The sequence below is a fragment of the Serratia sp. JKS296 genome (genome assembly GCF_900215445.1).
Classification (GTDB): Bacteria; Pseudomonadota; Gammaproteobacteria; order Enterobacterales; family Enterobacteriaceae; genus Serratia; species Serratia marcescens.
The window spans coordinates 3,563,542-3,586,711 of sequence record NZ_OCMX01000001.1; the positions used below are offsets into that span (position 1 = coordinate 3,563,542).

The 23,170-nt window shown below is 63.6% G+C and carries 26 protein-coding genes; 11 read left to right on the forward strand and 15 right to left on the reverse strand.

What is annotated here, in order from left to right:
* Positions 1-89 precede the first annotated feature (89 nt).
* Complete coding sequence (locus CRO23_RS17030; protein WP_097102528.1) at positions 90-1,544, reverse strand: MFS transporter; 1,455 nt, start codon at positions 1,542-1,544, stop codon at positions 90-92.
* A gap of 103 nt (positions 1,545-1,647) precedes the next feature.
* Between CRO23_RS17030 and CRO23_RS17035 the strand changes: the two genes are divergently transcribed.
* The 4 genes from CRO23_RS17035 to CRO23_RS25115 all read left to right on the forward strand — a co-directional run bounded on the left by CRO23_RS17035 (position 1,648) and on the right by CRO23_RS25115 (position 4,283).
* Positions 1,648-2,301 carry a helix-turn-helix transcriptional regulator gene (locus CRO23_RS17035; protein WP_049299510.1) on the forward strand — a complete coding sequence of 218 codons (654 nt, stop codon included), beginning with the start codon at positions 1,648-1,650 and terminating at the stop codon, positions 2,299-2,301.
* Between the two features lie 175 nt (positions 2,302-2,476).
* Positions 2,477-2,971 carry a DUF2878 domain-containing protein gene (locus CRO23_RS17040; protein WP_097102529.1) on the forward strand — a complete coding sequence of 165 codons (495 nt, stop codon included), beginning with the start codon at positions 2,477-2,479 and terminating at the stop codon, positions 2,969-2,971.
* A 108-nt stretch (positions 2,972-3,079) separates the two neighbouring features.
* Positions 3,080-4,003, forward strand: a complete 924-nt coding sequence (gene yedA / locus CRO23_RS17045; RefSeq protein WP_028127923.1) for a drug/metabolite exporter YedA — start codon at positions 3,080-3,082, stop codon at positions 4,001-4,003.
* Between the two features lie 103 nt (positions 4,004-4,106).
* Positions 4,107-4,283 carry a hypothetical protein gene (locus CRO23_RS25115; protein ID WP_016928550.1) on the forward strand — a complete coding sequence of 59 codons (177 nt, stop codon included), beginning with the start codon at positions 4,107-4,109 and terminating at the stop codon, positions 4,281-4,283.
* Here the strand turns inward: CRO23_RS25115 and CRO23_RS17050 are convergent.
* Positions 4,271-5,182 carry a LysR family transcriptional regulator gene (locus tag CRO23_RS17050; protein ID WP_079450955.1) on the reverse strand — a complete coding sequence of 304 codons (912 nt, stop codon included), beginning with the start codon at positions 5,180-5,182 and terminating at the stop codon, positions 4,271-4,273. The genes CRO23_RS25115 and CRO23_RS17050 overlap by 13 nt on opposite strands.
* A gap of 134 nt (positions 5,183-5,316) precedes the next feature.
* Between CRO23_RS17050 and CRO23_RS17055 the strand changes: the two genes are divergently transcribed.
* Positions 5,317-6,036: an SDR family oxidoreductase gene (locus tag CRO23_RS17055; protein ID WP_016928553.1), complete on the forward strand. Its 720-nt coding sequence runs from the start codon at positions 5,317-5,319 to the stop codon at positions 6,034-6,036.
* 6 nt (positions 6,037-6,042) lie between these two features.
* Here CRO23_RS17055 and CRO23_RS17060 read toward each other — a convergent pair whose 3' ends face one another.
* The 9 genes from CRO23_RS17060 to CRO23_RS17100 form a co-directional block, all read right to left on the reverse strand.
* Positions 6,043-6,804, reverse strand: a complete 762-nt coding sequence (locus CRO23_RS17060; RefSeq protein WP_097102531.1) for a phosphate/phosphite/phosphonate ABC transporter substrate-binding protein — start codon at positions 6,802-6,804, stop codon at positions 6,043-6,045.
* Between the two features lie 28 nt (positions 6,805-6,832).
* Positions 6,833-7,606, reverse strand: a complete 774-nt coding sequence (locus CRO23_RS17065) for an ABC transporter permease (protein WP_016928555.1) — start codon at positions 7,604-7,606, stop codon at positions 6,833-6,835.
* The gene (locus tag CRO23_RS17070; RefSeq protein ID WP_016928556.1) at positions 7,603-8,538 is read right to left on the reverse strand and encodes an ABC transporter ATP-binding protein; all 936 of its coding nucleotides are present in this window, start codon (positions 8,536-8,538) and stop codon (positions 7,603-7,605) included. Before CRO23_RS17070 ends, CRO23_RS17065 begins: the two co-directional genes overlap by 4 nt.
* Positions 8,535-9,695 carry an ABC transporter permease gene (locus CRO23_RS17075; protein ID WP_097102533.1) on the reverse strand — a complete coding sequence of 387 codons (1,161 nt, stop codon included), beginning with the start codon at positions 9,693-9,695 and terminating at the stop codon, positions 8,535-8,537. Before CRO23_RS17075 ends, CRO23_RS17070 begins: the two co-directional genes overlap by 4 nt.
* A gap of 61 nt (positions 9,696-9,756) precedes the next feature.
* A complete protein-coding gene (gene osmF / locus CRO23_RS17080; RefSeq protein ID WP_079450954.1) occupies positions 9,757-10,686 on the reverse strand; it encodes a glycine betaine ABC transporter substrate-binding protein OsmF in 930 nt (309 codons plus the stop codon).
* A gap of 13 nt (positions 10,687-10,699) precedes the next feature.
* Complete coding sequence (locus tag CRO23_RS17085) at positions 10,700-11,758, reverse strand: fatty acid desaturase (RefSeq protein ID WP_016928559.1); 1,059 nt, start codon at positions 11,756-11,758, stop codon at positions 10,700-10,702.
* A gap of 90 nt (positions 11,759-11,848) precedes the next feature.
* A complete protein-coding gene (locus CRO23_RS17090) occupies positions 11,849-12,325 on the reverse strand; it encodes an OsmC family protein (protein ID WP_016928560.1) in 477 nt (158 codons plus the stop codon).
* Positions 12,326-12,465: 140 nt separating this feature from the next.
* Positions 12,466-12,834 (reverse strand): cell envelope integrity protein TolA, encoded by a 369-nt coding sequence (locus CRO23_RS17095; protein WP_097102535.1) that lies wholly within the window; start codon positions 12,832-12,834, stop codon positions 12,466-12,468.
* A gap of 43 nt (positions 12,835-12,877) precedes the next feature.
* Positions 12,878-13,789, reverse strand: a complete 912-nt coding sequence (locus CRO23_RS17100) for a LysR substrate-binding domain-containing protein (protein WP_079449514.1) — start codon at positions 13,787-13,789, stop codon at positions 12,878-12,880.
* Between the two features lie 140 nt (positions 13,790-13,929).
* Between CRO23_RS17100 and CRO23_RS17105 the strand changes: the two genes are divergently transcribed.
* The 3 genes from CRO23_RS17105 to CRO23_RS17115 are packed head-to-tail and all read left to right on the forward strand — an operon-like array spanning position 13,930 to position 17,061.
* On the forward strand, positions 13,930-14,574 hold the full coding sequence (locus tag CRO23_RS17105) for a hydrolase (RefSeq protein WP_004939390.1): 645 nt from the start codon (positions 13,930-13,932) through the stop codon (positions 14,572-14,574).
* A 48-nt stretch (positions 14,575-14,622) separates the two neighbouring features.
* Complete coding sequence (locus tag CRO23_RS17110; protein ID WP_033640957.1) at positions 14,623-15,168, forward strand: antibiotic biosynthesis monooxygenase; 546 nt, start codon at positions 14,623-14,625, stop codon at positions 15,166-15,168.
* 21 nt (positions 15,169-15,189) lie between these two features.
* Positions 15,190-17,061, forward strand: coding sequence for an amidohydrolase (locus tag CRO23_RS17115; protein ID WP_097102537.1), 1,872 nt, complete (start codon positions 15,190-15,192; stop codon positions 17,059-17,061).
* A gap of 101 nt (positions 17,062-17,162) precedes the next feature.
* On the opposite strand, the gene CRO23_RS17120 is transcribed toward CRO23_RS17115, so the two are convergent.
* From CRO23_RS17120 to CRO23_RS17130, 3 genes are all read right to left on the reverse strand, one after another.
* Positions 17,163-18,293 carry a Gfo/Idh/MocA family protein gene (locus CRO23_RS17120; RefSeq protein ID WP_033640958.1) on the reverse strand — a complete coding sequence of 377 codons (1,131 nt, stop codon included), beginning with the start codon at positions 18,291-18,293 and terminating at the stop codon, positions 17,163-17,165.
* 228 nt (positions 18,294-18,521) lie between these two features.
* Entirely contained in the window at positions 18,522-19,145 is a 624-nt protein-coding gene (locus tag CRO23_RS17125; protein WP_016928566.1) for a glutathione S-transferase family protein, read from the reverse strand.
* Positions 19,146-19,160: 15 nt separating this feature from the next.
* Complete coding sequence (locus CRO23_RS17130; protein WP_016928567.1) at positions 19,161-19,343, reverse strand: DUF1127 domain-containing protein; 183 nt, start codon at positions 19,341-19,343, stop codon at positions 19,161-19,163.
* Between the two features lie 179 nt (positions 19,344-19,522).
* Between CRO23_RS17130 and CRO23_RS17135 the strand changes: the two genes are divergently transcribed.
* The 3 genes from CRO23_RS17135 to CRO23_RS17145 all read left to right on the forward strand — a co-directional run bounded on the left by CRO23_RS17135 (position 19,523) and on the right by CRO23_RS17145 (position 22,728).
* Positions 19,523-20,959, forward strand: coding sequence for an aminotransferase-like domain-containing protein (locus CRO23_RS17135; protein WP_033640960.1), 1,437 nt, complete (start codon positions 19,523-19,525; stop codon positions 20,957-20,959).
* A gap of 81 nt (positions 20,960-21,040) precedes the next feature.
* A complete protein-coding gene (locus tag CRO23_RS17140; RefSeq protein ID WP_016928569.1) occupies positions 21,041-22,066 on the forward strand; it encodes an AraC family transcriptional regulator in 1,026 nt (341 codons plus the stop codon).
* Positions 22,063-22,728: an epimerase gene (locus CRO23_RS17145; protein ID WP_097102539.1), complete on the forward strand. Its 666-nt coding sequence runs from the start codon at positions 22,063-22,065 to the stop codon at positions 22,726-22,728. Before CRO23_RS17140 ends, CRO23_RS17145 begins: the two co-directional genes overlap by 4 nt.
* 7 nt (positions 22,729-22,735) lie before the next feature.
* On the opposite strand, the gene CRO23_RS17150 is transcribed toward CRO23_RS17145, so the two are convergent.
* Positions 22,736-23,161 (reverse strand): NUDIX hydrolase, encoded by a 426-nt coding sequence (locus tag CRO23_RS17150; protein WP_079451043.1) that lies wholly within the window; start codon positions 23,159-23,161, stop codon positions 22,736-22,738.
* Positions 23,162-23,170 lie beyond the last annotated feature (9 nt).

Sequence of the window (23,170 nt, forward strand, 5' to 3'; positions counted from 1 at the left end):
AAATTAGAGATATAGCAAGCGGATTTTAAAATGTCGCGCAGGAATAACGCCTGGATCACCGCGAACATCACCAGGTGAGTAGAAGCGTTCTAGCTCTCGCGCGAGGGCGGGGTTCGTACAAAATTGCCCGTTTCGGCCCCCGGCGGCGCGATCGCCGCGCAGCGCCAGGCGCTGAATACCGCCAGCAGCGGCGCCAGCGCGAACGCCAGGAACAGCCAACGCGCCGCCGATGCCGCGCCCGTCGCGCCGCCCGGATCGTTCAGCCCCGCCAGATTGGCGATCATCCCGGCCAGCGCCGCGCCGAATGCGGTGGCGAACAGCTGCACCGTGGTAATTGAAGCGCCGGCGATATCTTTGTCCGCTTCAGGCGCCACCTGCAAAATGCGCGTCAGCAGGTGCGGCCAACCGAAGCCGATGCCGAATCCCACCAGCAATAGCGCAATGACGATCGGCGCCAGCGCCTGCCAGTGGCCGCCGGACGGCGTCGGCATCAGGATCGCCAGCGCCAGCAGGCCTACCAGCACAAACAGCGGCCCGCTGACGATCGCCCGGCGAATGCCCGCCCCACGCCAGCCGGAGCTGAGGATCTCGGACAGCGTCCAGCCGGCGGCCATGGCGGCGGCGATATAGCCGGAGATCAGCGGCGACTGGCCGTGCAGCAGCTGCAGGAAATAGGGCACGAAGATTTCGCTGGTCATGCCGATCACCAGCAACGCGGTCGTGATGTACAACGCCGCCAGCGATGAGCCGCGCCGCAATGCGCCATGCGGCAACAGGCGGGCGCGCGCGTGCGCTTCACGCTTCATCAGCCAGGCCATCAGCACCAGCGAAAGCGCGATGCCCACCAGGTTGATCCAGGCGCTGTGCGCCAGGCTGCCGGCGGACACCACCAGCACCGCCACGGTCAGCAACAGCAGTTGCGCAGTCGGCAACGGCGCGGCCGCCTGCTGCGCCTTGCCCTTAGGCAGGATCAGGAAGGTAAACGCAGCGTACAGCGCCATGATCGGCAGCAGAATGCCGAAGGCCCAACGCCAGGCGTGCAGCTCGGCGAAAATGCCGCCCACCGCCGGCCCCACCAGGGTGGCGATGCCCCACATCGCCGAGATAAGCGCCATGGCGCGCGGCCACAATCGCTGCTCGAACACCAGGTTGATCATCGCGTAGGAGAGCGCAAAGATCAGCCCGCCGCCGAAGCCCTGCACCGTGCGGCCGATCAGCATCACCGGCATGCTCGGCGCCAGCGCGCACAGCGCCGCCCCGGCGATAAAGAACAGCGAAGCCACCAGATAGGCGCTGCGTGCGCCATAGCCGCTGAGCAACCGGGCCGACAGCGCGGAGCCGAGGATCGACGCCACCACGAACAGCGTGGTGTTCCAGGCATAGAGATCCAGCCCGCCGATATCCTGCACCACCGAGGGCAGAATGGTGGTGGCGACCAGAATATTGATGGCATGCAGCGCCACGCCAAGCGAGAGCGCGATCGCACTGGCCGCATTTTTGCCGGAGAAAAGGTCACTCCAGCGGCTATCGTCATGGGTTATCACGGTTGTCGTCCTGTTTTCAGAGGAATGGCATTGAGTTGGTCATAAGATTGCGTTAAATTTAACAAGAGTTATCTTGGAATAAGTTAGGGCGAGGCGGAGAAATATGTCAAGAATAAACTTGGAAAATAGCGGCAGCACCGCACAATCGGTCAGTGACCGCTTGCTGACGTTATTGAAAACCCGCGGCCCGCAGCTAGCTTCTGACGCAGGAAAGGTGCTCGGCACCACCGGTGAGGCGGCCCGCCAGCAGTTCGTCAAGCTGGCGAAAGAGGGGTTGGTCGAAGCGGTGGCAGAAACGCGCGGCGTGGGCCGCCCGGTGCAGCTGTGGCATTTGACCTCGGCCGGCAACGCGCGCTTTCCCGATACCCATGCGGATCTGACGGTGCAGCTGCTGCGCACCGTGCGCGACAAGCTGGGCGAACAGGCGATCGACGTGCTGATCGAGAGCCGCGAGCAGGAAAACCGCATCAACTACAAACAGGCGATGATCGGCGCCACCGAACTGCGCGAACGCGTGGCGCGCCTGACCGAGATCCGCTGCCGCGAAGGGTATATGGCCGAATGGCGCCAGGAGGAGGACGGTTCCTATCTGCTGGTGGAAAACCACTGCCCGATCTGCGCCGCCGCCACCGTCTGCCAGGGCTTCTGCCGGGCGGAATTAAGCATCTTCACCGAAGTGCTGCAGGCGCAGGTGGAGCGCGCCGAACACATTTTGGCCGGCTCGCGCCGCTGCGCCTACCGGATTTCACGCCTGTAACACCGGTTTTTGCCCACGTTTTCAACCGGTACAGATTATTCTGCTTGTGCACCCCGCACCTTCCCTTCTAAGGTTGAACTAACGAACATTCAGGCAAACAGCGGGCCTCGCGCCCGCTCTGGCAAATCCGTCGGCGCTTAGCGCAGCGGCAGAGTAACCCCACGGGAGTTGAACGATGAAGAAGCCGCATGCCGGATTCTGGCTGGCGACGCTGGGACTGGGCGTTTGCTGGCTGCTGGCGCTGCTGACTCGCGATCGGCTCAACGGCATACTGCTGGCCGGCGCGGCGCTGGCGCTGATCTTTACCCCTGCCACCCGCCGCAAAGGCGCGGCCCTGGCCGCCCTGGGCGGTATCGGCATGGATGGGCTGTGGAGCTACAGCGGCGTGCTGCACTACAGCGGGCAACACGGCCTGCCGCTCTGGACCATCGCGCTGTGGATCGGCTTCGGCTGCTGGTGGTATTGGTTGCTGGACATCGTCAGAGCGGCCCCCTGGCCGCTGGCGGTGTTGGGTGCCGCCGTCGGCCCCTTCGCCTACGCCGTGTCCTGGAAGCTGGACGCCTTGTTGCCCGGCGTGCCGCCCGAGTTCATGCTGCTGCTGCTGGCCATCGGCTGGTCGATTTACCTGCCTGCCGTCAGCTGGCTGCAGTGGAAACAGCAAGGCCATTGAACGGCTTTCAGCCGCCGGAAAAATAATGCCGAAGGCCATTGCTTATCGGTTGCCCGATCGGGTTTACTGAGCGTTCTAATAATAATCATTCCCGTAAAATACAATCCTATGCTTAGCCAACAAAGCCGTAGCGTCCTGCCGTTAATCGGGGCGTTGTTCACGTTATATATCGTTTGGGGTTCCACCTATTTCGTCATTCGCCTCGGCGTCGCGCAGTGGCCGCCGCTGATGATGGCCGGCATTCGTTTTCTGATCGCCGGTATCGTGCTGTTCAGTTTCCTGGCCTGGCGCGGCCACGCGCTGCCGACGCTGAAGCAGTGGCTGGCCGCCGGCGCCATCGGCATTCTGCTGCTGGCGGTGGGCAACGGCCTGGTGACGGTGGCGGAACACCAACATGTGCCGTCCGGCATCGCCGCGGTGATGGTGGCGACGGTGCCGCTGTTCACCCTCTGCTTCAGCCTGCTGTGGGGCATGCGCAACACCAAACTGGAATGGGCCGGCATCGCGCTCGGATTGGTGGGCATCGTGCTGCTCAACACCGGCAACAACCTGGTGGGCAACCCGACCGGCGCGCTGCTGATTTTGTTGGCGTCGGCCAGCTGGGCCTTTGGGTCGGTCTTGGGATCGCGCATCTCGCTGCCGGCCGGGCCGATGGCCGGCGCGGCGGAGATGCTGGTCGCCGGCGTGGTGTTATTGGCAGCCAGCCAGCTGAGCGGCGAGCGCCTCACTCAGATGCCGAGCACCGGCGGCTTTCTGGCGCTGGGCTATCTGATCGTCTTTGGTTCGATGCTGGCGATCAGCGCCTATATGTTCTTGTTGAAGAACGTGCGCCCGGCGGTCGCCACCAGCTACGCCTACGTCAACCCGGTGGTGGCGGTGCTGCTCGGCATCGGTTTTGCCGGCGAATCGCTGGCGCCGCGCGAGTGGCTGGCGCTGGTGATCATCGTGGCGGCGGTGGTGCTGGTGACGCTGGGAAAATACCTGTTCGCCCGTCCGGCCAACGTGCAGGCCATCGACTGCGAACGGCGATGATCACAAAGGGCGGTCTGCGGGCCGCCGTTAAAAACGATTCTTGTTTCACCCGGCGAAGGGGCTATAATTCCCGCTGTTCCAAGCAACCTGCGAAATTATTCCTATGCTGAAAAAAGCGTTCGTCATCGTCATCGCCCTGTGCGCCTTCGGTTCTCTGGGCGGCGTATTCCTCGCCGGGCTGAACATCTACACCCGTTCCACCACCCCGCACGAAGAAAGCGCGCCTGCCGGGGATGCCGCCGCTACGCCGGCGCAAACCGAAACCCTTCAGGCCAAGTGATCGTCCATCCAGCGCTGGCAGCGCTGCTGTAAAAAGCGCTGCAGCTGCCTGACGCGCTCCGACACCTGCGAACGATGCGGGCAGACCAGATTGATCGGCACCGCGTCGCTGCGCCATTCCGGCAACAGCTGCACCAACCGCCCGGCGCGAATATCCGCCGCCACGTCGATCGCCGACTTGCGCACCACGCCGTGCCCGGCCAGCGCCCAGCGCCGCGCTACCTCGCCGTCATCGGTAAAATAGCTGCCGTTCAGCGGCAGCTCGACCCCCTCCTCACCGCGCCACAGCCGCCATTCCACCTGCCGTTTGCCGCTGGGCTGATACACCAGAATGCTGTGCCGAAGCAGATCGGCCGGCGTTTGCGGCGCGCCGTGCCGCCGCAGATAATCCGGGCTGGCGCAGATCAACCGCCGATGCTGCGGCAAGATCGGCAGCGCCACCAGCGAAGAGTCGGCCAGCGGCCCGAAGCGCAACGCCACGTCCACCGGTTCGCGGAACAGGTCGGCCTGCCGATCGTTGATCAGAAGCTGCAGCTGAATATGCGGATGCTGCAAGCGGAACTCATCCAGCCAGCCGAGCAGCAAATTACGGCCAAAATCCGACGGCGCGGAAATCTGCAGCACCCCGGACAGCCCCTGATGCTTCTCGCGGATCGCCTGCTCTCCTTCGGCTAACGCGCCCAGCGCCAGGCGCGCACTGTCGAGATAGCGAGCCCCCTCCTCCGTTAACCTCAGGCTGCGGGTGGAACGCACCAACAGCCGCGCGCCCAGCTGCTGCTCCAGCCTTTTCACCGCAATGCTGGCCGCCGCCGGCGTGATATCCAGCGCGCGCGCCGCGGCGGAAAAACTGCCGCCGTCCACCGTGCGGACAAACACCTCGAGATCGACAAATGAGGTCATCTGCTCCCTCTCTTTTTAGCCCAATCAATTATTAATATTAATTTACAAGTGTTTGCTATTAGGCGGGCTTTTTTCCTCATTTTCAATCAGGAAAGATAGATCCCGTTGAAACTTACCTAAAAAGAGGCCTTAACATGACGATTCCCGACTCCCCCCTGAAACAACAAAAGCTGGTGATCCTGGGCGGCACCAGCGGCATTGGCGCCGCGGTGGCCTACGCGGCGGCGGCGCGCGGCGCTGAAGTGGTGCTGGCTTCGCGTCGTCTCCCTCACGCCGGGGAGAAGAACGACGCGCTGCGCCTGATGCAGGCCGATCTGACCGATGACGCGTCGCTGCATGCGCTGTTCGCCGCCGTCGGCGCTTTCGATCATTTGGTGATCACCGCCGGGCCGTTGGTGGACGCGAAGCCGCTGGCGGAGACTGCCCTTGAACAGGCGCAGGCCGACTTCAACGTCAAATTCTGGGGCAGTTTGCGCGCGGTGCAGGCGGCGCTGCCGACGCTGGCGCCGCAGGGCTCGATCACCCTGACCTCCGGCCAGCTGTCGCGTAAATACCTCAACGGTCAGTTGGTCAAAACCGCCATCAATGCCGCGCTGGAAGCGGTCGGCAAACAGCTGGCGAAGGAGCTGGCGCCGCGGCGGGTGAACGTGGTCAGCCCCGGCATCACCGCCACCGAAGCCTACGACGGCATGAGCGCCGCACAGCGTCAGGCGCTGTTCGAGCGCGTAAGCGTCAGCCTGCCGGTCGGCAGGGTCGGCCAGGCGGCCGACGTCGCGGCGGGTTATCTGCTGGCGATGGAGAACGGCTTCGTCACCGGCAGCGTGATCGACATCGACGGCGGCGGCCTGCTGTAACGACGGCTAGAGCGCCGTCACGCCCTGCGCGGCGGCCTGCTGTTCCAGCACGGTGATAATCTGGTAGGCCGAACGCGGCACCAGGCTGAAATCGCCGATCAGCAGGCGGTCGCTGACCGCCTCATCCAGCATCGCGCGAGCGCCGGCGCGCAGGATTTCCACCTGTTCCGGCGGCGTGCCGGCTGCGGTGATCAACGGCAGGCCCGGCACCGCCGCCGTGCGGCCGATGATTTTCAGCCCCTCCAGCGCCTGCGGCTGCGCGCGGCGCAGCAGTTCCATGCTGATCGAATCGATGGCGGCGATATCCGCCTGCCCGCTGCGGATCAGCTTCAGCGACTGATAATGCGCGCCGGAGGCGATAGCCGCCCCGAAGAATTTCCCGTCCAGCGACAGCGGCGCGATCAGCGCGCGCAGTCCGTTGTAGCCGGACTGGGAATCGGTGCTGTTATACGCCGCCGTTCGGCCGCGAAAATCCGCCAGCCGCTCGCCGGGATCGTCCGCGCGCACCACCAGCCAGCTGCGGTAATTCGGCCCGTCGCACCCTTCCACCCGGTAGTGGTAGGTGCCGATTAGCTGCACCTGCGGCAAAGTGCTGACCAACGGATAACCGCAGGTTTGGCTGAGCAGAAGATCCTCGCGCCGCCAGTGCTGCGCCAGATCGTCCGGCCAACTGAGCCGTTCCGGCGCCGCCGGCAACCCCAGCCGCAGCAGCTTGTCGCGCAACACCTGCCAGAAGGATTCGGCCTGATCCCGGCCAACGCCGTACATCGGTAGAGACACCTGCATCATTTCCCCCTTACCCCGCCGAAGTGGCCGCCAGCGTCTGCTGACGCCAGGCGGTGAGATAACGCACCCAACGTTCGAACAGCATATCGGTGATAATAGCCAACAGCGCCACGACCGCCGCGCCCTGGATCACATAGGCGGTGTTAAACCCGCTCAGGCCGATGATGATCGGCGAGCCGAGCGTCTTGGTGCCGACGGTGGAAGCGATGGCCGCCGTGCCGATGTTGATGATCACCGAGGTGCGGATCCCGGCGACAATCACCGGCGCCGCCAGCGGCAGTTCAACCCGCCACAGTATTTGCCAGGCGCTCATCCCCACGCCGCGGGCGATCTCGCGCGTGGCGGGCGGCACCGATTCGATGCCCGCCAGCGTGCCCTGCAGGATCGGCAGCAGGCCGTACAGCACCAGCGCGATGATCGCCGGCTGTTCGCTGAAGCCCATCACCGGCACCGCCACCGCCAACACCGCCACCGGCGGGAAGGTCTGCCCCACCGCCACCACCGTTTCTACCAGCGAACGAAATTCCCGGCCGCTGCGTCGGGTCACAGCCACGCCCGCCGCCACGCCGATCGCCACCGCGATCAGGCTGGAGATCGCCACCAGCGACAGGTGCGCCCCCACCAGCGCGATAAAGCTGTCCTGCTGATAAATGGGCCGCTCCAGATCGGGGAACCAGGCGGCGAACAAGCCGCGCAGATGATCCATGCCGAACACCAGCGCCAACAGCAGCGCCAGCGTCCAGGGCAACGGATCGCGCAGCAGGCGCCCGATGCGCCCGCTCATGACAGCGCCTGCCCGGCGATCAGATCGTTGAAATGCAACACCCCCAACGCTTCGCCCCGTTCATCCACCACCGGCAGGCAGTCGCTGCCGCGCGCCACAAACACCGACAGCGCCTCGCGCAGACTCATGGCGGCGGCGATCGGCTCGCCCCCGGCGACGCCGGGCCGCACCCGCTCCGCCACCGTACCCAGCGACAGCAGCTTGATGCCGCGATCGCTGCGCCCGAAGAAATCGCGCACGAAGTCGTTGGCCGGTGCAGTCAACAGCGTCAGCGGCGTGCCCTGTTGCACCACCCGCCCCTGATCGAGCAACACCAGGCGATCCGCCAAGCCCAACGCCTCGTCGATGTCGTGCGTCACCAGCACAATGGTGCGGCCGGAGAGCTGATGGATGCGCGCGATCTCCGCCTGCAGCGCCGCTCGGGTGACCGGATCCAGCGCGCCGAACGGTTCGTCCATCAGCAACACCTCGGGATCGGCCGCCAGCGCGCGCGCCACCCCCACCCGCTGCTGCTGCCCGCCGGACAGCTGGTGCGGATAGCGGCGGCGAAACAGATCCGGCTCCAGATGCAGCAGCTCCAACAGCTCGGTAACCCGATCGCGAATGCGCGCGCGCGGCCATTTCAGCAACTGCGGCACGGTGGCGATGTTCTCCTCCACCGTCCAGTGCGGGAACAGACCGATCGATTGGATCGCATAGCCCATGCGCCGCCGCAGATCCTGCGGTTTGAACGACTGGATCTCTTCGCCGGCAAAGAGGATCTTGCCCCGATCGTGTTCGATCAGGCGATTGATCATTTTTAACGTCGTGGACTTGCCGGAACCCGAGGTGCCGATCAACACGGTGAATTCACCCTCGGCGATGTGCAGCGTGAGATCGTCGACCGCCGGCTTGCCCTGAAAAATTTTACTGACTTGCTCAAAGTGAATCATCGGCGCGATACGTCCAGGATTGAAACCCAAAATTTAAACAGCGAATCGACGATGACCGCCATCATGACCACCGGGATCACCCCCAGCAGAACCAGATCCAGCGCGCTGCTGAGCAGCCCCTGAAAAACGATGGCGCCAAAACCGCCGGCGCCGATCAGCGCCGCTACCACCGCCATGCCGACGGTCTGCACCGCCAGAATGCGCACGCCGGTCAGGAATAGCGGCAGCGCCAACGGCAGCTGCACGCGCAGGAAGATCTGCCCGCGCGTCAACCCCATGCCGGTGGCGGACTCAATCACACCGGCCGGCACGCTTTGCAGCCCCGCCACCACGCTGCGCACCAGCGGCAACAGCGCGTACAGCACCAGCGCCACGATCGCCGGCGCCATGCCGATACCGCTGACGCCGTGCTCCGCCAGCCAGGGCACCGCCGTCGCCAGCCCCGCCAACGGCGCGATCAGCAGGCCGAACAGCGCGATGGACGGCACAGTCTGGATAATGTTCAGCGCGGAGAAAATCGGCCGCTGCCAGCGTTCGGAACGAAAGCACAGCACCCCGAGCGGCACGCCGATCGTCAGCGCCGGGGCCATCGTCGCCAGCAGAATGGTCAGATGCTGGAACAACGCGGCGTCAAACACCTCCTGCCGATTATGGTACTCCTTCAGCAGCGACAGCTGATCGAGCTGATGGCCGAACAGCAGCAGCGCCGGCGGCACCAGCACCAGCGCGTTGCCCAGCATCCGCCGCAGATGCGACGCGGTGAGGCGCGTCATGGCGTCGGCGGCGATCAGCAGGCTCAGCGCCATCGTCAGCCAGCAGCCGCTGCCCCAGGAGGTGCGCGCCAGGCGCGATCCCTCCTGCGCCAGACGCCCGGCGGCCTGCCCGCTGATCCAGAACGCCAGCGTCAGCACCCCGCAGGCGGCCAGCGCCGTCAGCAGCGCCCGTCCCCGCGTCGGCGGCAACAGGCTGAGGATCGCCAACGCCGCCAGCGGCAACAGCAGCCACAGCGCCGGGCCGTGCAGCAGGGAGAATAAGGACAGGCTTTTACCCGACAGCAGACGATTGGGGGCATAACTGAGGAACGGCAGGCCGAAGGCGGCCAGCAGCAACAGCACGAACAGCGTTAACAAGACGCGATGTTTTACGGCAATAGTCAAAGAAACTCTCCGGCGCCCTCGGTTTTCCCCCTCTTCCGTAGCAAGAGGGGGCACCTCGGCGTTATCCCTTAACAAATCCTTTCTCTTTCAGGTAAGCGGCCGCCACCTGTTTGGCGTCCTGGCCTTCCACAGCGATCTGCGCGTTGAGTTTTTGCAGCGTCGGCCCGTCCAGCGAGGCGAATACCGGCTTCAGCAGCTCAGGCAGATTGGCGTGCGCCTTCAGCGCCGCTTCGCGCACGATCGGCGCCGGCGCGTAGATCGGCTGTACGCCTTTCGGGTCCGCCAGCGTCTGCAGCCCCAGCGCCGCCACCGGGCCATCGGTGCCGTAGGCCATCGCCGCATTGACGCCGGAGGTCTGCTCCGCCGCCGCCTTGATGGTCACCGCAGTGTCGCCGCCGGCCAGGGACAGTAGCTGATCCTGATTCAGTTTGAAGCCGTAGGCGTTCTGGAACGCCGGCAGCGCATCCGGCCGTTCGATAAATTCCGCCGAGGCCGCCAGCTTGAACTTGCCGCCGCCGTTGATCCACTTGCCGAGATCCGCCAGCGTTTTGAGATGGTTGGCGTCCGCCACGTCCTGACGAATGGCGATGGTCCAGGTATTGTTGGCCGGCGCGGCGTCCAACCAGACGATTTTGTTTTTGTCGTAGTCGAGCTGCTTCACCTTCTCGAAGCCGGCCTGGGCGTTCTTCCACGCCGGATCTTTCTCATCGGAGAAGAAAAATGCGCCGTTGCCGGTGTATTCCGGGTAGATGTCGATCTCGCCGGAGGTGATGGCGCCGCGCAGCACCTTGGTGGTGCCGAGCTGCAGCTTGTTGGTGGTTTTGATGCCGTTGGCTTCCAGTACCTGCGCGATGATGTTGCCGAGCAGAGAACCTTCGGTATCGATCTTGGAGCCGACGCGCACCGAGTCGGCCGCCTGCGCCAGACCGCTGGCGGCCAGCAGAGCCAGCGCGACGGCAAAGGAACGTCCGCGTGATAAGGTGATTGCCATACTTTTCCTCTGGTTATATGTTTTCCGGCTCATGGGCCAGTTCGGTTGGAAAATCCTGAGAAACGCGCTTCCAGCGCGCAATAAATTTTTTCTTCGGCCGGGCACCGCGTTCCTCCCGCCGTTCGCCGGCGCTCAGCGGATGCACGCCGACGTCGATCGGCGTCAGCGCGTAATCGCGCAGCCACTCGCCATAACCCTGCGCGACGAATCCCTGGCTGCGGCGCTGATACGCCTCGCGTTCCGCCAGGTAGACTTCGCGCAGGCCATACCAGGGCAGGCCGGGCAAATCGTGATGCACTAAATGGTAGTTCAGATTGAGAAACAGCAGTCGCCACGGCCAGCCCGCCTCATTAATAATAGAACGTGCCTGCGGTGCGTCCACGGCGCGATGCTCAAAAAACGATCTTACCTTGGTCAGCGCCAGCGCCGGGTAGCTGATGGCCAACAGGTAAAACGCCGCGCCGATGCCCTGCATCTGCAGCCAGTACAGCAGCACCGCCAACAGCGACAGGTGCGCCAGCCACATCGCCCAGGCGCGCAGATCGCCCGCTGCAAGCGTCTTCACTGCGCCGAACAGCGTGGTGACGATATCCAGCGCCGGGCCGAGGAGCACCCGGCCGATCAGCGTATTGCGCACCGCGGCCAACAGCGGCAGCAGGCGGGGATAACGCCGCCACTGCGCGGCGCTGAAGTAGTAACTTTCGGGATCTTCATGCGGATCGGTCAGGTGGTCGTTGCGGTGATGGCGCAGATGCGAATCCCGATACAGCCCGTAGGGATACCACACCGCCAGCGGCAACAGGCCGAACAGCTGATTGACGCGCGGCCAGCGCGTCGGATGGCCGTGGATCAGCTCGTGTTGCAGCGACATATACCCGGTGGTCAGCAGGATCAGCAGCGGTGCGCCAAGCCACGGACCCAGCGCCTGCCAATAATGCGCCACGCCGAACCAGCCGCCGTACACTGCCGCCATAATCCCCCAGGTGGGCAGTTCCAGCCGCCAGTGCCAACGCTGATAAAGCCGCCGGATGCGGTCGCGTTGTTCGGGGTGCAAATAGTGGGCGTGGGACATGCTGCGGCTCGCGGTTGGGGAGTTTCCCCCCAGTATCCGTGAGCCGTAACGACGTTCAAAATAACGAAAATGGCAAAGCTAAGTGAAAATTCAGCGGGTTGCGTACGCGGCATGCGGCTCACACGCCACCGGGAAATTCACCGAGTTGGCGATAAAGCACAGGTGATGCGCCTTCTCGTGAAGCTGTTGCGCCAGCTGCAGATCGTCGCCATCGCGCACTGTGACCTGCGGCCGCAGCGTCACCGAGGTAAAAAAGCCGCCGCGCGCGGCGTCTTCGCGCATCACCCCCACGGCATCGTCCTGATAGGCCAGCACCGAAATCCCCGAGGTGGCGCACAGATGCAGATACCATAATTTGTGACAGGCGCTGAGCGATGCCACCAGCAAATCTTCCGGATTCCAGCGCGTCGCGTCACCGCGGAAGGCCGGATCGGCTGAGCCGGCGATGTCTGCCTTGCCCGCGGCGCCGATCAGGTGATCGCGCCCATAGGCGCGGTAATCTTCCGTGCCTGCCCCCAGATTCCCTTGCCAGGTGACCGCCACCTGATAATGATGCTCGCCTTTCATGCCTTTTTCTCCCGTTGGCCGGCCAATGAAAAATCATCTTAATGCATGCCCGGAAAACACTATTGGCGGAAAAGCGTGAATACGCAAACGGCGAGACGAGAAAAAACGGGCCGCGCAAGCGGCCCGTCGGTCACATCCCTTTAGGGAACGAAATCGAGCACCACGGCGTTGAACAGCGCGTACTCGGTGGCGTTGGCCATCGGCGGAAACTGCGCGTGCTGCACCGCCGCGCTGGCCGCCGCGCACAGGGGCGCATCGCCCCTCACGATCTTGCTGCTCGCCAGCTTGCCGTCCGGCCGCAGCCGTATGCTGATGGTGCAGCGTTGGCCGCGCGCGCGCTCCGGCGAGCGCAGCTCGCGGCTCACCGCGTTATGCACCCGCTCCGGGTAACTGAGCTGCGTTGCGGCCAGTGCCGGGGTCTGCGGCAACGGGGTGCCGGTCTGATGGCCGGCCCCGGCGCCACAGCCGCTCAGCAGCGACAACGCCAACAGGCTTAGTGTCTTTTTCATTCCCTATGTCCTTATTGGGGGATTTATCCTTATCGAGCGGCCCTCACTGCGCCGCTGGGTAAGCCTCACCGTCATCCGCGTAACGCTGCAGCCGCTCGCGCCACCACTTGGCCGCCAGGCCGCTGGCGCTTTCCCGCCAGCCGAAGTAGGCGATATCGCTGCACCGTTCCGATTCGACGCGTTTCGCCACCAGTTCGCCGCTGTTCAGGTAAGGTTCCGCCAAGGCGCGCGGCAGATAGCCGCAGCCCAGCCCGGCCAGCTGCGCCTGCAGTTTGGCGTCGAAACCGAAGACCGTCAGCGTATCCTGCTCTTCCAGCAGATTCAGGCTCTGCGGCGCGTTGACACGCGAAGTGTCGCGCACCACCACCGCCCGGTGCTGACGGATTTCGTCCTTCGGCAACGGTTCCGGCAATGCCGCCAGCGGATGCTGCGGCGCGACGGCGAACACGTAATCCAGCTGCCCCAGCCTGCTGAACGCATAGCCTACCCGTGACGGCGGCTCGCAGATGGCGCCGATGATAATGTCGGCGCAACCGTAAACCAGCGACTCCCAGGAACCGGCCAGCACCTCGTGGCTGAAACGCAGCCGGGTATGGTGATGCTGCCGATAAAACTCGTCGATCAGCGGCAACAGGCGGGCAAACGGGAAGGAGGCGTCGATCCCAAGCGTAATCTCGCTTTCCCAGCCGTTCTCCACATAGCGCGCCTGCTGCTCCAGATCCTGTGCCGCCCGCAGCAGCACCCGCCCCTTTTCCAGCATCAGCTTGCCGGTATCGGTGAACTTCGCCCGATGGCCGGAGCGATCCAGCAGGGTGATGTCGAGATCGTTCTCGAGCTTTTGCACCATATAGCTCAGTGCCGAAGGGGTTTTAAACAGTGCGGCGGCCGCGGCGGCGAAAGATCCGTGCCGGTCCAGCGCGTCCAAAATCAGCAGCGCTTCCAGGTTTAATCTCATGCTTTCTCCCGTGTATAAAAAAACTCAACAAGTCGGCAAAAATTCTGCGGTATCTTTGAAATCGCCCTCTGCCTACCATGGGTTTTATCGGCGTTACACTCATCAGATGTTCAACCGAAATATCACTGGGAAGGTAAATTATGTCCAAGTTTCAACTGCTTGATAAAGACAATTCCGCACTGATTTTTATCGACCATCAACCGCAAATGGCCTTCGGCGTGGCTAATATTGATCGTCAGCAACTGAAAAACAACGTTGTTGGTTTGGCGAAGGCAGGCAAGATTTTCAACGTCCCTACCCTTTTCACCTCGGTCGAAACCGAAAGCTTCAGCGGCTATATCTGGCCGGAACTGCTGGCGGTGCACCCTGAAATCACCCCGATTGAACGCACCTCGATGAACTCCTGGGAAGACGCGGCCTTCGTCAAAGCCGTGGAAGCCACCGGCCGCAAAAAGCTGGTGATCTCCGCACTGTGGACCGAAGTCTGCCTGACCTTCCCGGCGCTGATGGCGCTGGAAGCCGGCTATGAAGTGTATGTGGTGACCGACACCTCCGGCGGCACCTCCGTCGATGCGCACGAACGTTCGATCGACCGCATGGTGCAAGCCGGCGCCGTACCGGTGACCTGGCAGCAGGTGCTGCTGGAGTACCAACGCGACTGGGCGCGCAAAGACACCTACGACGCGGTGATGGCGCTGGTGCGCGAACACAGCGGCGCGTACGGCATGGGCGTCGACTACGCTTACACCATGGTGCACCACGCACCGGCCCGCACGGTGAAATAATTCCCCTTGCCCCGGCCCCGCGCCGGGGTATTTTCAGGAGTCGGTTTTATGGCCCATCCGCAGCATGTCACGCTGGTGATCACCCACCGTTTGGCGCCGGGGAACGAGCAGGCCTATGAGGCCTGGCTGAACCGCATCATGCCGGACGCCGCGGGCTTCACCGGCCATCTGGGCGTCAACGTCATCCGCCCATCCGACAGCGAACAGGCCTATACGGTGCTGGTCCGCTTCGACAATCTCGACAATCTCTACCGCTGGCTCAACTCGCCGCTGCGCAAGCAATACATCGAAGAAGTCACTCCGCTGTTGCTGGAGAACGACCATATCGAGATCCGCCCCGGCGCGGAGTTCTGGTTTACCCCGCCCAACCCCGGCGTGCGCCAGCCGCCCCAGTGGAAGCAGTTCATCATCACCCTGCTGGTGATCTTCCCTTCCACCAATCTGGTGCCCTGGTTTTGGGGACTGGCGCTGCCGCAGCTGGACGGCACGCTGCTCGGCCATTTTCTCAATGACGCCACCGTGGTCGCCCTGGTGGTGTACCTGTGGATGCCTATCGTGACTCGCGTTTTTCATCAATGGCTGACCCGCCGCTAGGCGGTTCGCTGGGAGAATGTTATGAACCACCACGCTTCATTGATCATCACCAACGGCAAGTTTCACACCGTCGATCGCCAAAATCCTACCGCACAGGCGGTCGCCATCCGCGACGGCAAGTTTCTGGCGGTCGGCAGCGAAAGCGAAGTCATGCAGCACGCCGGGCCGGAGACCCAGGTGATCGATCTGCACGGCCACACCGCCATTCCGGGCCTGAACGACTCGCACCTGCACCTGATCCGCGGCGGCCTCAACTATAACCTGGAGCTGCGCTGGGAAGGCGTGCCCTCGCTGGCCGACGCGCTGCGCATGTTGAAAGAACAGGCGCTGCGCACGCCGAGCCCGCAATGGGTGCGGGTGGTCGGCGGCTGGACCGAGTTCCAGTTTGCCGAACGCCGCATGCCGACGCTGGACGAAATCAACCAGGCGGCGCCGGACACGCCGGTGTTTATTCTGCATCTCTACGATCGCGCGCTGCTCAACCGCGCAGCGCTGAAGGTGGTCGGCTACACCAAAGACACGCCGAACCCGCCGGGCGGCGAGATCCAGCGCGACGCCAACGGCAACCCGACCGGCATGCTGATCGCCAAACCCAACGCCATGATCCTGTACGCCACGCTGGCGAAAGGGCCGAAGCTGCCGCTGGAACAGCAGGTCAACTCCACCCGCCAGTTTATGCGTGAGCTGAACCGTCTCGGCCTCACCAGCGCCATCGACGCCGGCGGCGGTTTCCAGAACTACCCGGAGGATTATCAGGTGATCGCCGAGCTGCACGAGAAAAAGCAGCTGACCATCCGCATCGCCTATAACCTGTTCACCCAGCGGCCGAAGCAGGAACTGGAAGACTTCGAGCTGTGGACCGACATGCTCAAGCCGGGCCAGGGCACCGACTTCTATCGCCACAACGGCGCCGGCGAGATGCTGGTGTTTTCCGCCGCCGACTTCGAAGACTTCCTGCAGCCGCGCCCGGATCTGCCGCCGGGCACCGAAGACGAACTGGAGCGGGTGGTGCGCCATCTGGTGGAGCACCGCTGGCCGTTCCGGCTGCACGCCACCTATGACGAATCCATCAGCCGCATGCTGGACGTGTTCGAGAAGGTGAACCGCGATATTCCGTTCAACGGCCTGCACTGGCTGTTCGACCACGCCGAAACCATTACCGAGCGCAATATCGAGCGCGTCAAGGCGCTGGGCGGCGGCATTGCGGTCCAGCACCGCATGGCGTTCCAGGGTGAGTATTTCGCCGACCGCTACGGCATCGAAGCCACCAAACATACGCCGCCGGTGGCGAAAATGCTGGCGGCCGAGCTGCCGGTCGGGCTGGGCACCGACGCCACCCGCGTCGCCAGCTACAACCCGTGGACGGCGCTGTACTGGCTGGTCTCCGGCCGCACCGTCGGCGGCATGGCGATGTACGACGACACCGCCCGGCTGGATCGCGAAACGGCGCTGATGCTGTGGACCCAGGGCAGCGCCTGGTTCTCCACCGAACAGGGCAAGAAAGGCCAGATCAAGGTCGGCCAACTGGCGGATTTGGCGGTGCTGTCGCAGGACTACTTCAGCGTGCCGGAAGAGCAGATCAAAGGCATCGAGTCGGTGATGACGGTGGTGGACGGCAAAGTGGTCTACGCCGCCGGCAGCTTCTCGCCGCTGGCGCCGCCGCCGCTGCCGGTGCTGCCGGACTGGTCGCCGGTCACCCAGGTGCCGGGCCATTACCGCTCCGCGCCGCCGTCGGCGGCGGCCCGCGTCGGGGTCGTGAGCCAGGCGCATCAATGCTGCGGCCCGTGCGGCGTGCACGCGCACCAGCATGACATCGCGCGCCGCTCCAGCATCCCGGTGTCGGATGAGAATGCCTTCTGGGGCGCTTTCGGCTGTTCGTGCTTCTCGTTCTAAGTTATCAAGCCAATAACTTATTATAAAATTAATTTAATAAGCTATTAAGCTAACAACATAATAAATTAATGGCGCTGTCCGCAGAGAGCGCCATTTCCTTTTCAATCGCGGTTGATCTCCAGCCAGCGCCGCTGCTCGGCGGAGGCGGCTATCGCGTCCAGCACGCACGACACCTTCCAGCCCTCTTCAAAGTCCGGCCACATGCGATCGCCCGCGGCGATGCCATTGACCAGATCGCGGATCTCCACCGTCTTCTGATCGTTAAAGCCGATGCCGTGCCCGGCGCTGATGCAAAACGCCGCGTAGTCCGGGTGCTTTGGCCCCACCAGCAGCGTCTTGAACCCCTGCCGCTCCGCCGGTTCATCGTGCCGATACAGTTTCAGCTCCGCCATCCGCTCCTGGGTATAGCTCAGCGTGCCTTTGGTGCCGGTGACCACATAGGTCAACCCCATCTTGCGCCCGCAGGCGATGCGCGAGGTTTCGATAGTGCCCATCGCCCCGCCGGCGAAACGCAGCAGCGCGCTGGCCTGATCTTCGTTTTCCACCGGGTGCAGCCGCGTCGGGTCCTGCGGATCCGGGCGCTGTTTGATCACGGTCTGCATATCGCCGGAAACCGCCACAATATCGCCCACCAGGTAGTGCGCCATATTGACGATGTGCGCCGCCAGATCCCCCAGCGCGCCTAACCCGGCGCTGGCGCGGCGGCAGTGCCAATCGATCGGCGTGCGCGGATCGGCCAGATAATCCTCATTGTGGGTGCCGTAAAAATGCACCACCTCGCCGATTTCGCCGTTGGCGATAATTTCGCGCGCCAGTTGGCTGGTGGGGTTTTTCATGTAGTTAAAACCGACCAGCGTTTTCACCCCCTTGGCGCGCGCGGCCTGCACCATCTCCGCCGCATCGGCGGCGTCCAGCGCCAGCGGCTTTTCCGAATACACGTGCTTGCCGTGACGGATCGCCGCCAGCGCCATCTCTTTGTGCAAGAAGTTGGGGGCGCAGATGTCCACCACATCGATCGCCGGATCGGCCACCAACTGCCGCCAGTCGCCGGTCGAACGCGCAAAGCCGAATTCGGCCGCGCGCTGCGCCGCCAGCTCGGGCGTCACCTCCGCCAGCATCTCCAGCACCAGTTCCCCTTTCAGAGGAAAGACCGTGGCGGCCTGCGCATAGGCGATAGCGTGACAACGCCCGATATAACCGGTGCCGATTAACCCAACGCGTACCTGTTTCATCATTTTCTCCCGTGACCGAAATTCTGTGTAGAACCAGGCGTCGCTCAATGAAACGCGCCGGTTGATAACGGGTTTATATGGAATATAAATTTCAATAACAAGCACACAGGAAAATAAAGTTCATATTCGTGATGCCGTTCATGAAACATTGACGGGATGATGCAACGAGGAAAGTTCGGACACGACGGGACGTATCCGGACAAGATAAAATGAACCGTTTATTTCATATCACGGTAAACCGTTGGCGCCGTGCTGCACGTAGCCAGGGCGTTGCAGCAGGCGCTGCTGATAGGCCGCCAGCGCCGCATAATTCGGCCGCTCGAACGGCGTCATCAGCCAGCGGTTCAGCGACAGCCCCAGCACCACGTCCGCCAGCGTGAAGGCGGCGCCGGCGGCATAAGGGCCGTGCTGCGCCAAATGTGCGTCCAACAGGCCCATCAGCCGGTTCCATTCGCGCTCGGCGGCGGCCAGGCTGGCGGCATCCTGATAATCCGCATGCCCACGCACCCGCGACATGAACACGTAGCGCCAGGCGCCGTTCAGATCGGTGGCCTGCCAGTCCATCCACATCTCCACCGCCGCGCGCGCGCCGGGTTCCTGCGGCAGCAGATCGCGGCGCCCTTCCCGCCCCGCCAGATAGCGGCAAATGGTATTCGACTCCCACAGCACCCGCTCGCCGTCGATCAGCACCGGCACCAGGCCGTTGGGATTCAACGCCAGAAACGCCGGCTCCTGCGTGGAGCGAAAGCCGCTGCCCCAGTCTTCCCGTTCCAGCGCCAGCCCCAACTCCTGACAGGTCCATAACACTTTGCGCACGTTGATTGATGAAGCCTTGCCCAAGACTCTCAGCATCGGTTTTCCTCTTATCTATTCTTTCCAGAAAGGTTTACATCCTTCACGCAGCGCTTCTGCACGCGACAAACCAATATCGATCAGCCGTGCATCGTCCAGCAATAATAATTCTTTTCGCGTCCTGTAACGTTGCAGATACAGACGCCAGCGTGACCCGCCGAATGAGCGCCGCCGCGGCGCGCCAGTAAACAGAGCCATCTTGTTATTCCCCCTGATGTTTTCGCCTGGTAGTGATGATGCGCGCCAGGCAAAAAACAATACAGATTCACGCTGGTGCTATTTTTTTCATACAGCTGCGCCAAAAAACCCGCTGAATGGTTTATTTTGAAAGTATCTGTACCGGTTTTTAATCCTTACCCCCGATGAGAGGCCTCTGTATGACACGCTACGCCACGCTGGCCGCCATTCTCAGCCAACGCATTCAGCAAGGGTTGTATCCGGCCGGCCATCGCCTGCCTTCGGTGCGCGCATTGAGCCAGGAGCACGGCGTCAGCATCAGCACGGTGCAGCAAGCCTACCGGCTGCTCGAGGAACAGCGCCTGGTGGAAGCGCGGCCGAAATCGGGCTACTTCGTGCATACGCGGCGCGCGCAGGCCGAGCTGCCCGCCATGACGGCGCCGGTGCAGCGGCCGGTGGACATTTCGCAATGGGAGCAGGTGCTGGAACTGGTGCGCAGCCGGCCGCGCGAAGGCCTGATCCAGCTGGGGCGCGGCATGCCGGATATCGCCGAACCGACGATGAAACCGCTGATCGTCGCCCTGCGCAACGCCGCCCGCCACGGCGACCTGCGCAGCCTGTATTACGACAGCATTCAGGGCGTGGCCGCGCTGCGCGAACAGGTCGCCCGTCTGCTGCTGGACTCCGGCTGCCAAATCGGCCCCGATCAGTTGCTGATCACCACCGGCTGTCAGGAAGCAATCTCCGCCGGGCTGCGCGCCGTTTGCCAACCCGGCGACATCGTGGCGGTCGATTCGCCCTGCTTCCACGGCACCATGCAGACGCTGAAAGGTCTGGGCATCAAGGCGCTGGAAATCCCCACCGATCCGCTCACCGGCGTCAGCCTGGCGGCGCTGGAGATGGCGCTGGAACAGTGGCCGGTCAAGGCCATCCTGCTGACGCCCAACTGCAATAATCCGCTGGGCTACATCATGCCCGACGCCCACAAACAGCGGCTGCTGACGCTGGCGCAGCGCCACGACGCGGCGATCATCGAAGACGATGTCTACGGCGACATCGCCTATCACTACCCGCGGCCGCGCACCATCAAGTCATTCGACGACGACGGCCGCGTGCTGCTGTGCAGTTCGTTTTCCAAAACGCTGGCGCCGGGGCTGCGCGTGGGCTGGATCGCGCCCGGCCGCTACCTGGAGCGGGTGCTGCACATGAAGTTCATCGGCTCCGGCGCCACCGCCACCCAGCCGCAGCTGGCGATCGCCGAATTCATCCGCGGGGGGCACTATCTGCAGCACCTGCGGCGCATGCGCGCCCGCTACCAGCAGAACCGCGACCGCATGACCGATCTGATCCTGAAATACTTCCCGGCCGGCACCCGCGTCAGCCGGCCGCGCGGCGGTTTTATGCTGTGGATCGAACTGGACGAAGCGTTCGACACCCTGCGGCTGAACCGCCATCTTGAACAGCAAGGCGTACAAATCGCCGTCGGCAGCATTTTTTCCGCCGCCGGCAAGTATCGCAACTGCCTGCGCATCAACTATGCGCCGACGCTGACGACGGAGATCGAACAGGCGGTACAGCGGGTCGGCGCCACCATCCAGGCGCTGATGCCGGCCGACAGTTTGGCGCAATCAGATTAAATCTTGACGCGATCGGATTATCGGCGCACGGACAGGCTGTTTTAGAGTAATGCCTTCTCTTACCACTGGCAGGCAACAACCATGAGCAGCGATCAAATTCCGGTTTCCAGCGCGCTGGCGGTGCGCCTCGCGGCGCTAGGTGTCGATCTCGAACGGGTCGGTCAGTTGGCCGGCTTGCCCGCCGGGCTGCTCAGCGAGCGGCGCATAAAAGTGCGGCTGACCACCCACCAGTTCTTCGCCGTCTGGCGCGCCCTCGCCCAACTGAGCGACGATCCCGCCTTTGGTCTGCGGCTGGGCGGCGACGTCGCGCCGGAGCATTACGATATCGCGTCAGTCGCCGCACTGCACTCCGCCACGATGGGCGAAGCGCTGCGCAAAGTCGCGCGCTACAAACGGTTGGTGTGCCCGGAAGAACTGATGCTGGAGGAAGACGGCGACAGTATACGGCTGCATACGCGCTGGACGATGATCGAAGACCATACGCCGGAATTATTGATCGATACAATGTTCGCTTCTATCACCGCCCTGTGCCGCCGTGGCACCGGCTTGCCGCTGCAGCCCAAGGCGCTTGAGGTGACACGCCGTCACGATCCCCACTCGCCGCTGTTGCGCCACTTCGGCTGCCCGGTGCGATTCGATGCGCCGCAGGACGTGCTGGTGTTCGATCGCGCGCTGATGCGGCAGCCGCTCATCACTTATGATCAGGACATGTTGGCGCAGCTGCTGCCGGAGCTGGAGGCCGAGTTGGCCGAGGTGCGCGCCGAGCAAAACTTACCGATGCAGGTGATGGCGATCCTCGGCCGCAGCATGCGCGGCCAGCGCCCCAGCGTCAACAGCGTGGCCGCTGAACTCTATCTCAGCCCGCGCACGCTGCAGCGCCGCTTGCAACAGCACGGCTACAGCTACCAGCAATTGTTGGACAAAACCCGGCACCGCACCGCCTGCCGATTGCTGGCGGAAACCGACCTTGAACCGGGCGAAATCGCCTTTGTGCTGGGATTCGAAGAGCTGAATTCGTTCAGCCGCGCCTTTATTCAGTGGGAAGCGCTGACGCCCAGCCGCTGGCGCACGCAGCGCGCCGCCGGCCAGTGGGAGAACAGAGCATGAAAGTGATTATTTTCGGCGCCAGCGGCATGGTGGGTCAGGGCGCGCTGCGAGAATGCCTGCGCGATCCGCGGGTCAGCGAAGTACTCAGCATCGGCCGTCGCCCGCTGGCGCAAAGCCACGCCAAACTGCGCCAGCTCTCCCTGCCCGATCTGCGTGATCTGTCGGCGCTGGCGCCGCAGCTCGCCGGCTACGACGCCTGTTTCTTCTGCCTGGGGATTTCGTCCTCCGGCCTGAGTGAAGCTGAATATCGCGCGGTGACTTACGATCTGACGCTGGCCGCCGCCCGCCCGCTGGCGACGCTGAATCCGTCGATGGTCTTCGTCTACGTCTCCGGCCTCGGCACCGAGAGCAGCGAACGCGGCCGCAGCATGTGGGCCAGGGTCAAGGGCGCCACCGAAAACGCGCTGCTGGCGCTGCCGTTCCACGCGGTGATGTTCCGTCCCGGCGCCATTGTGCCGCTGCACGGCATTCGCTCCAAAACCCGCCTCTACGATCTGGCCTATCGGCTGTTCAAGCCGCTGTGGCGCGGCGCATTGCGGCTGTTTCCCGCCCGGGTAAGCAGCACCGAACGAATCGGGCGGGCGATGCTCGCGGTGGCGCGACGGGAAAGCGCGCTGCGCATCATCGAACCGGCGCAGATCAACCGGCTGGCGACGCGGTGAAATAACGTCATCCACCGCCCCGCCGCCAATACTCCGCCACCCGGCGACGCAGATGGTCGATGCCCTGCGGATGATGAATGAACTGATCCACCGGCATCATCCGCCAGCGCTGTCCCTCGTCGCCGAAACGTATGGCGGCGATCTGCGCGGGGGCGATCTCGCCGGCCATGAACCAGGTCGGGGGATAGCCGGGCAGAATGCCGTCGTAGCGCCGCCGCCAGACAACCTGACGTTCGGCGATCGACACGCCGAATTCTTCCTGCGTCTCCCGCTGCACGCACTGCAGCGGCGTTTCGCCGTTTTCCCGCCCGCCGCCGGGCAGATCCCACAGGCCGGGCCACGGAATGTCCGGTTTGTCGTCCCGTTGGTAAACCAACAAGAGATCGCCGCACAACAGTGCGATCTTGGCCCCGCCAAACGCCCAATCCGTCATGATTTCTTC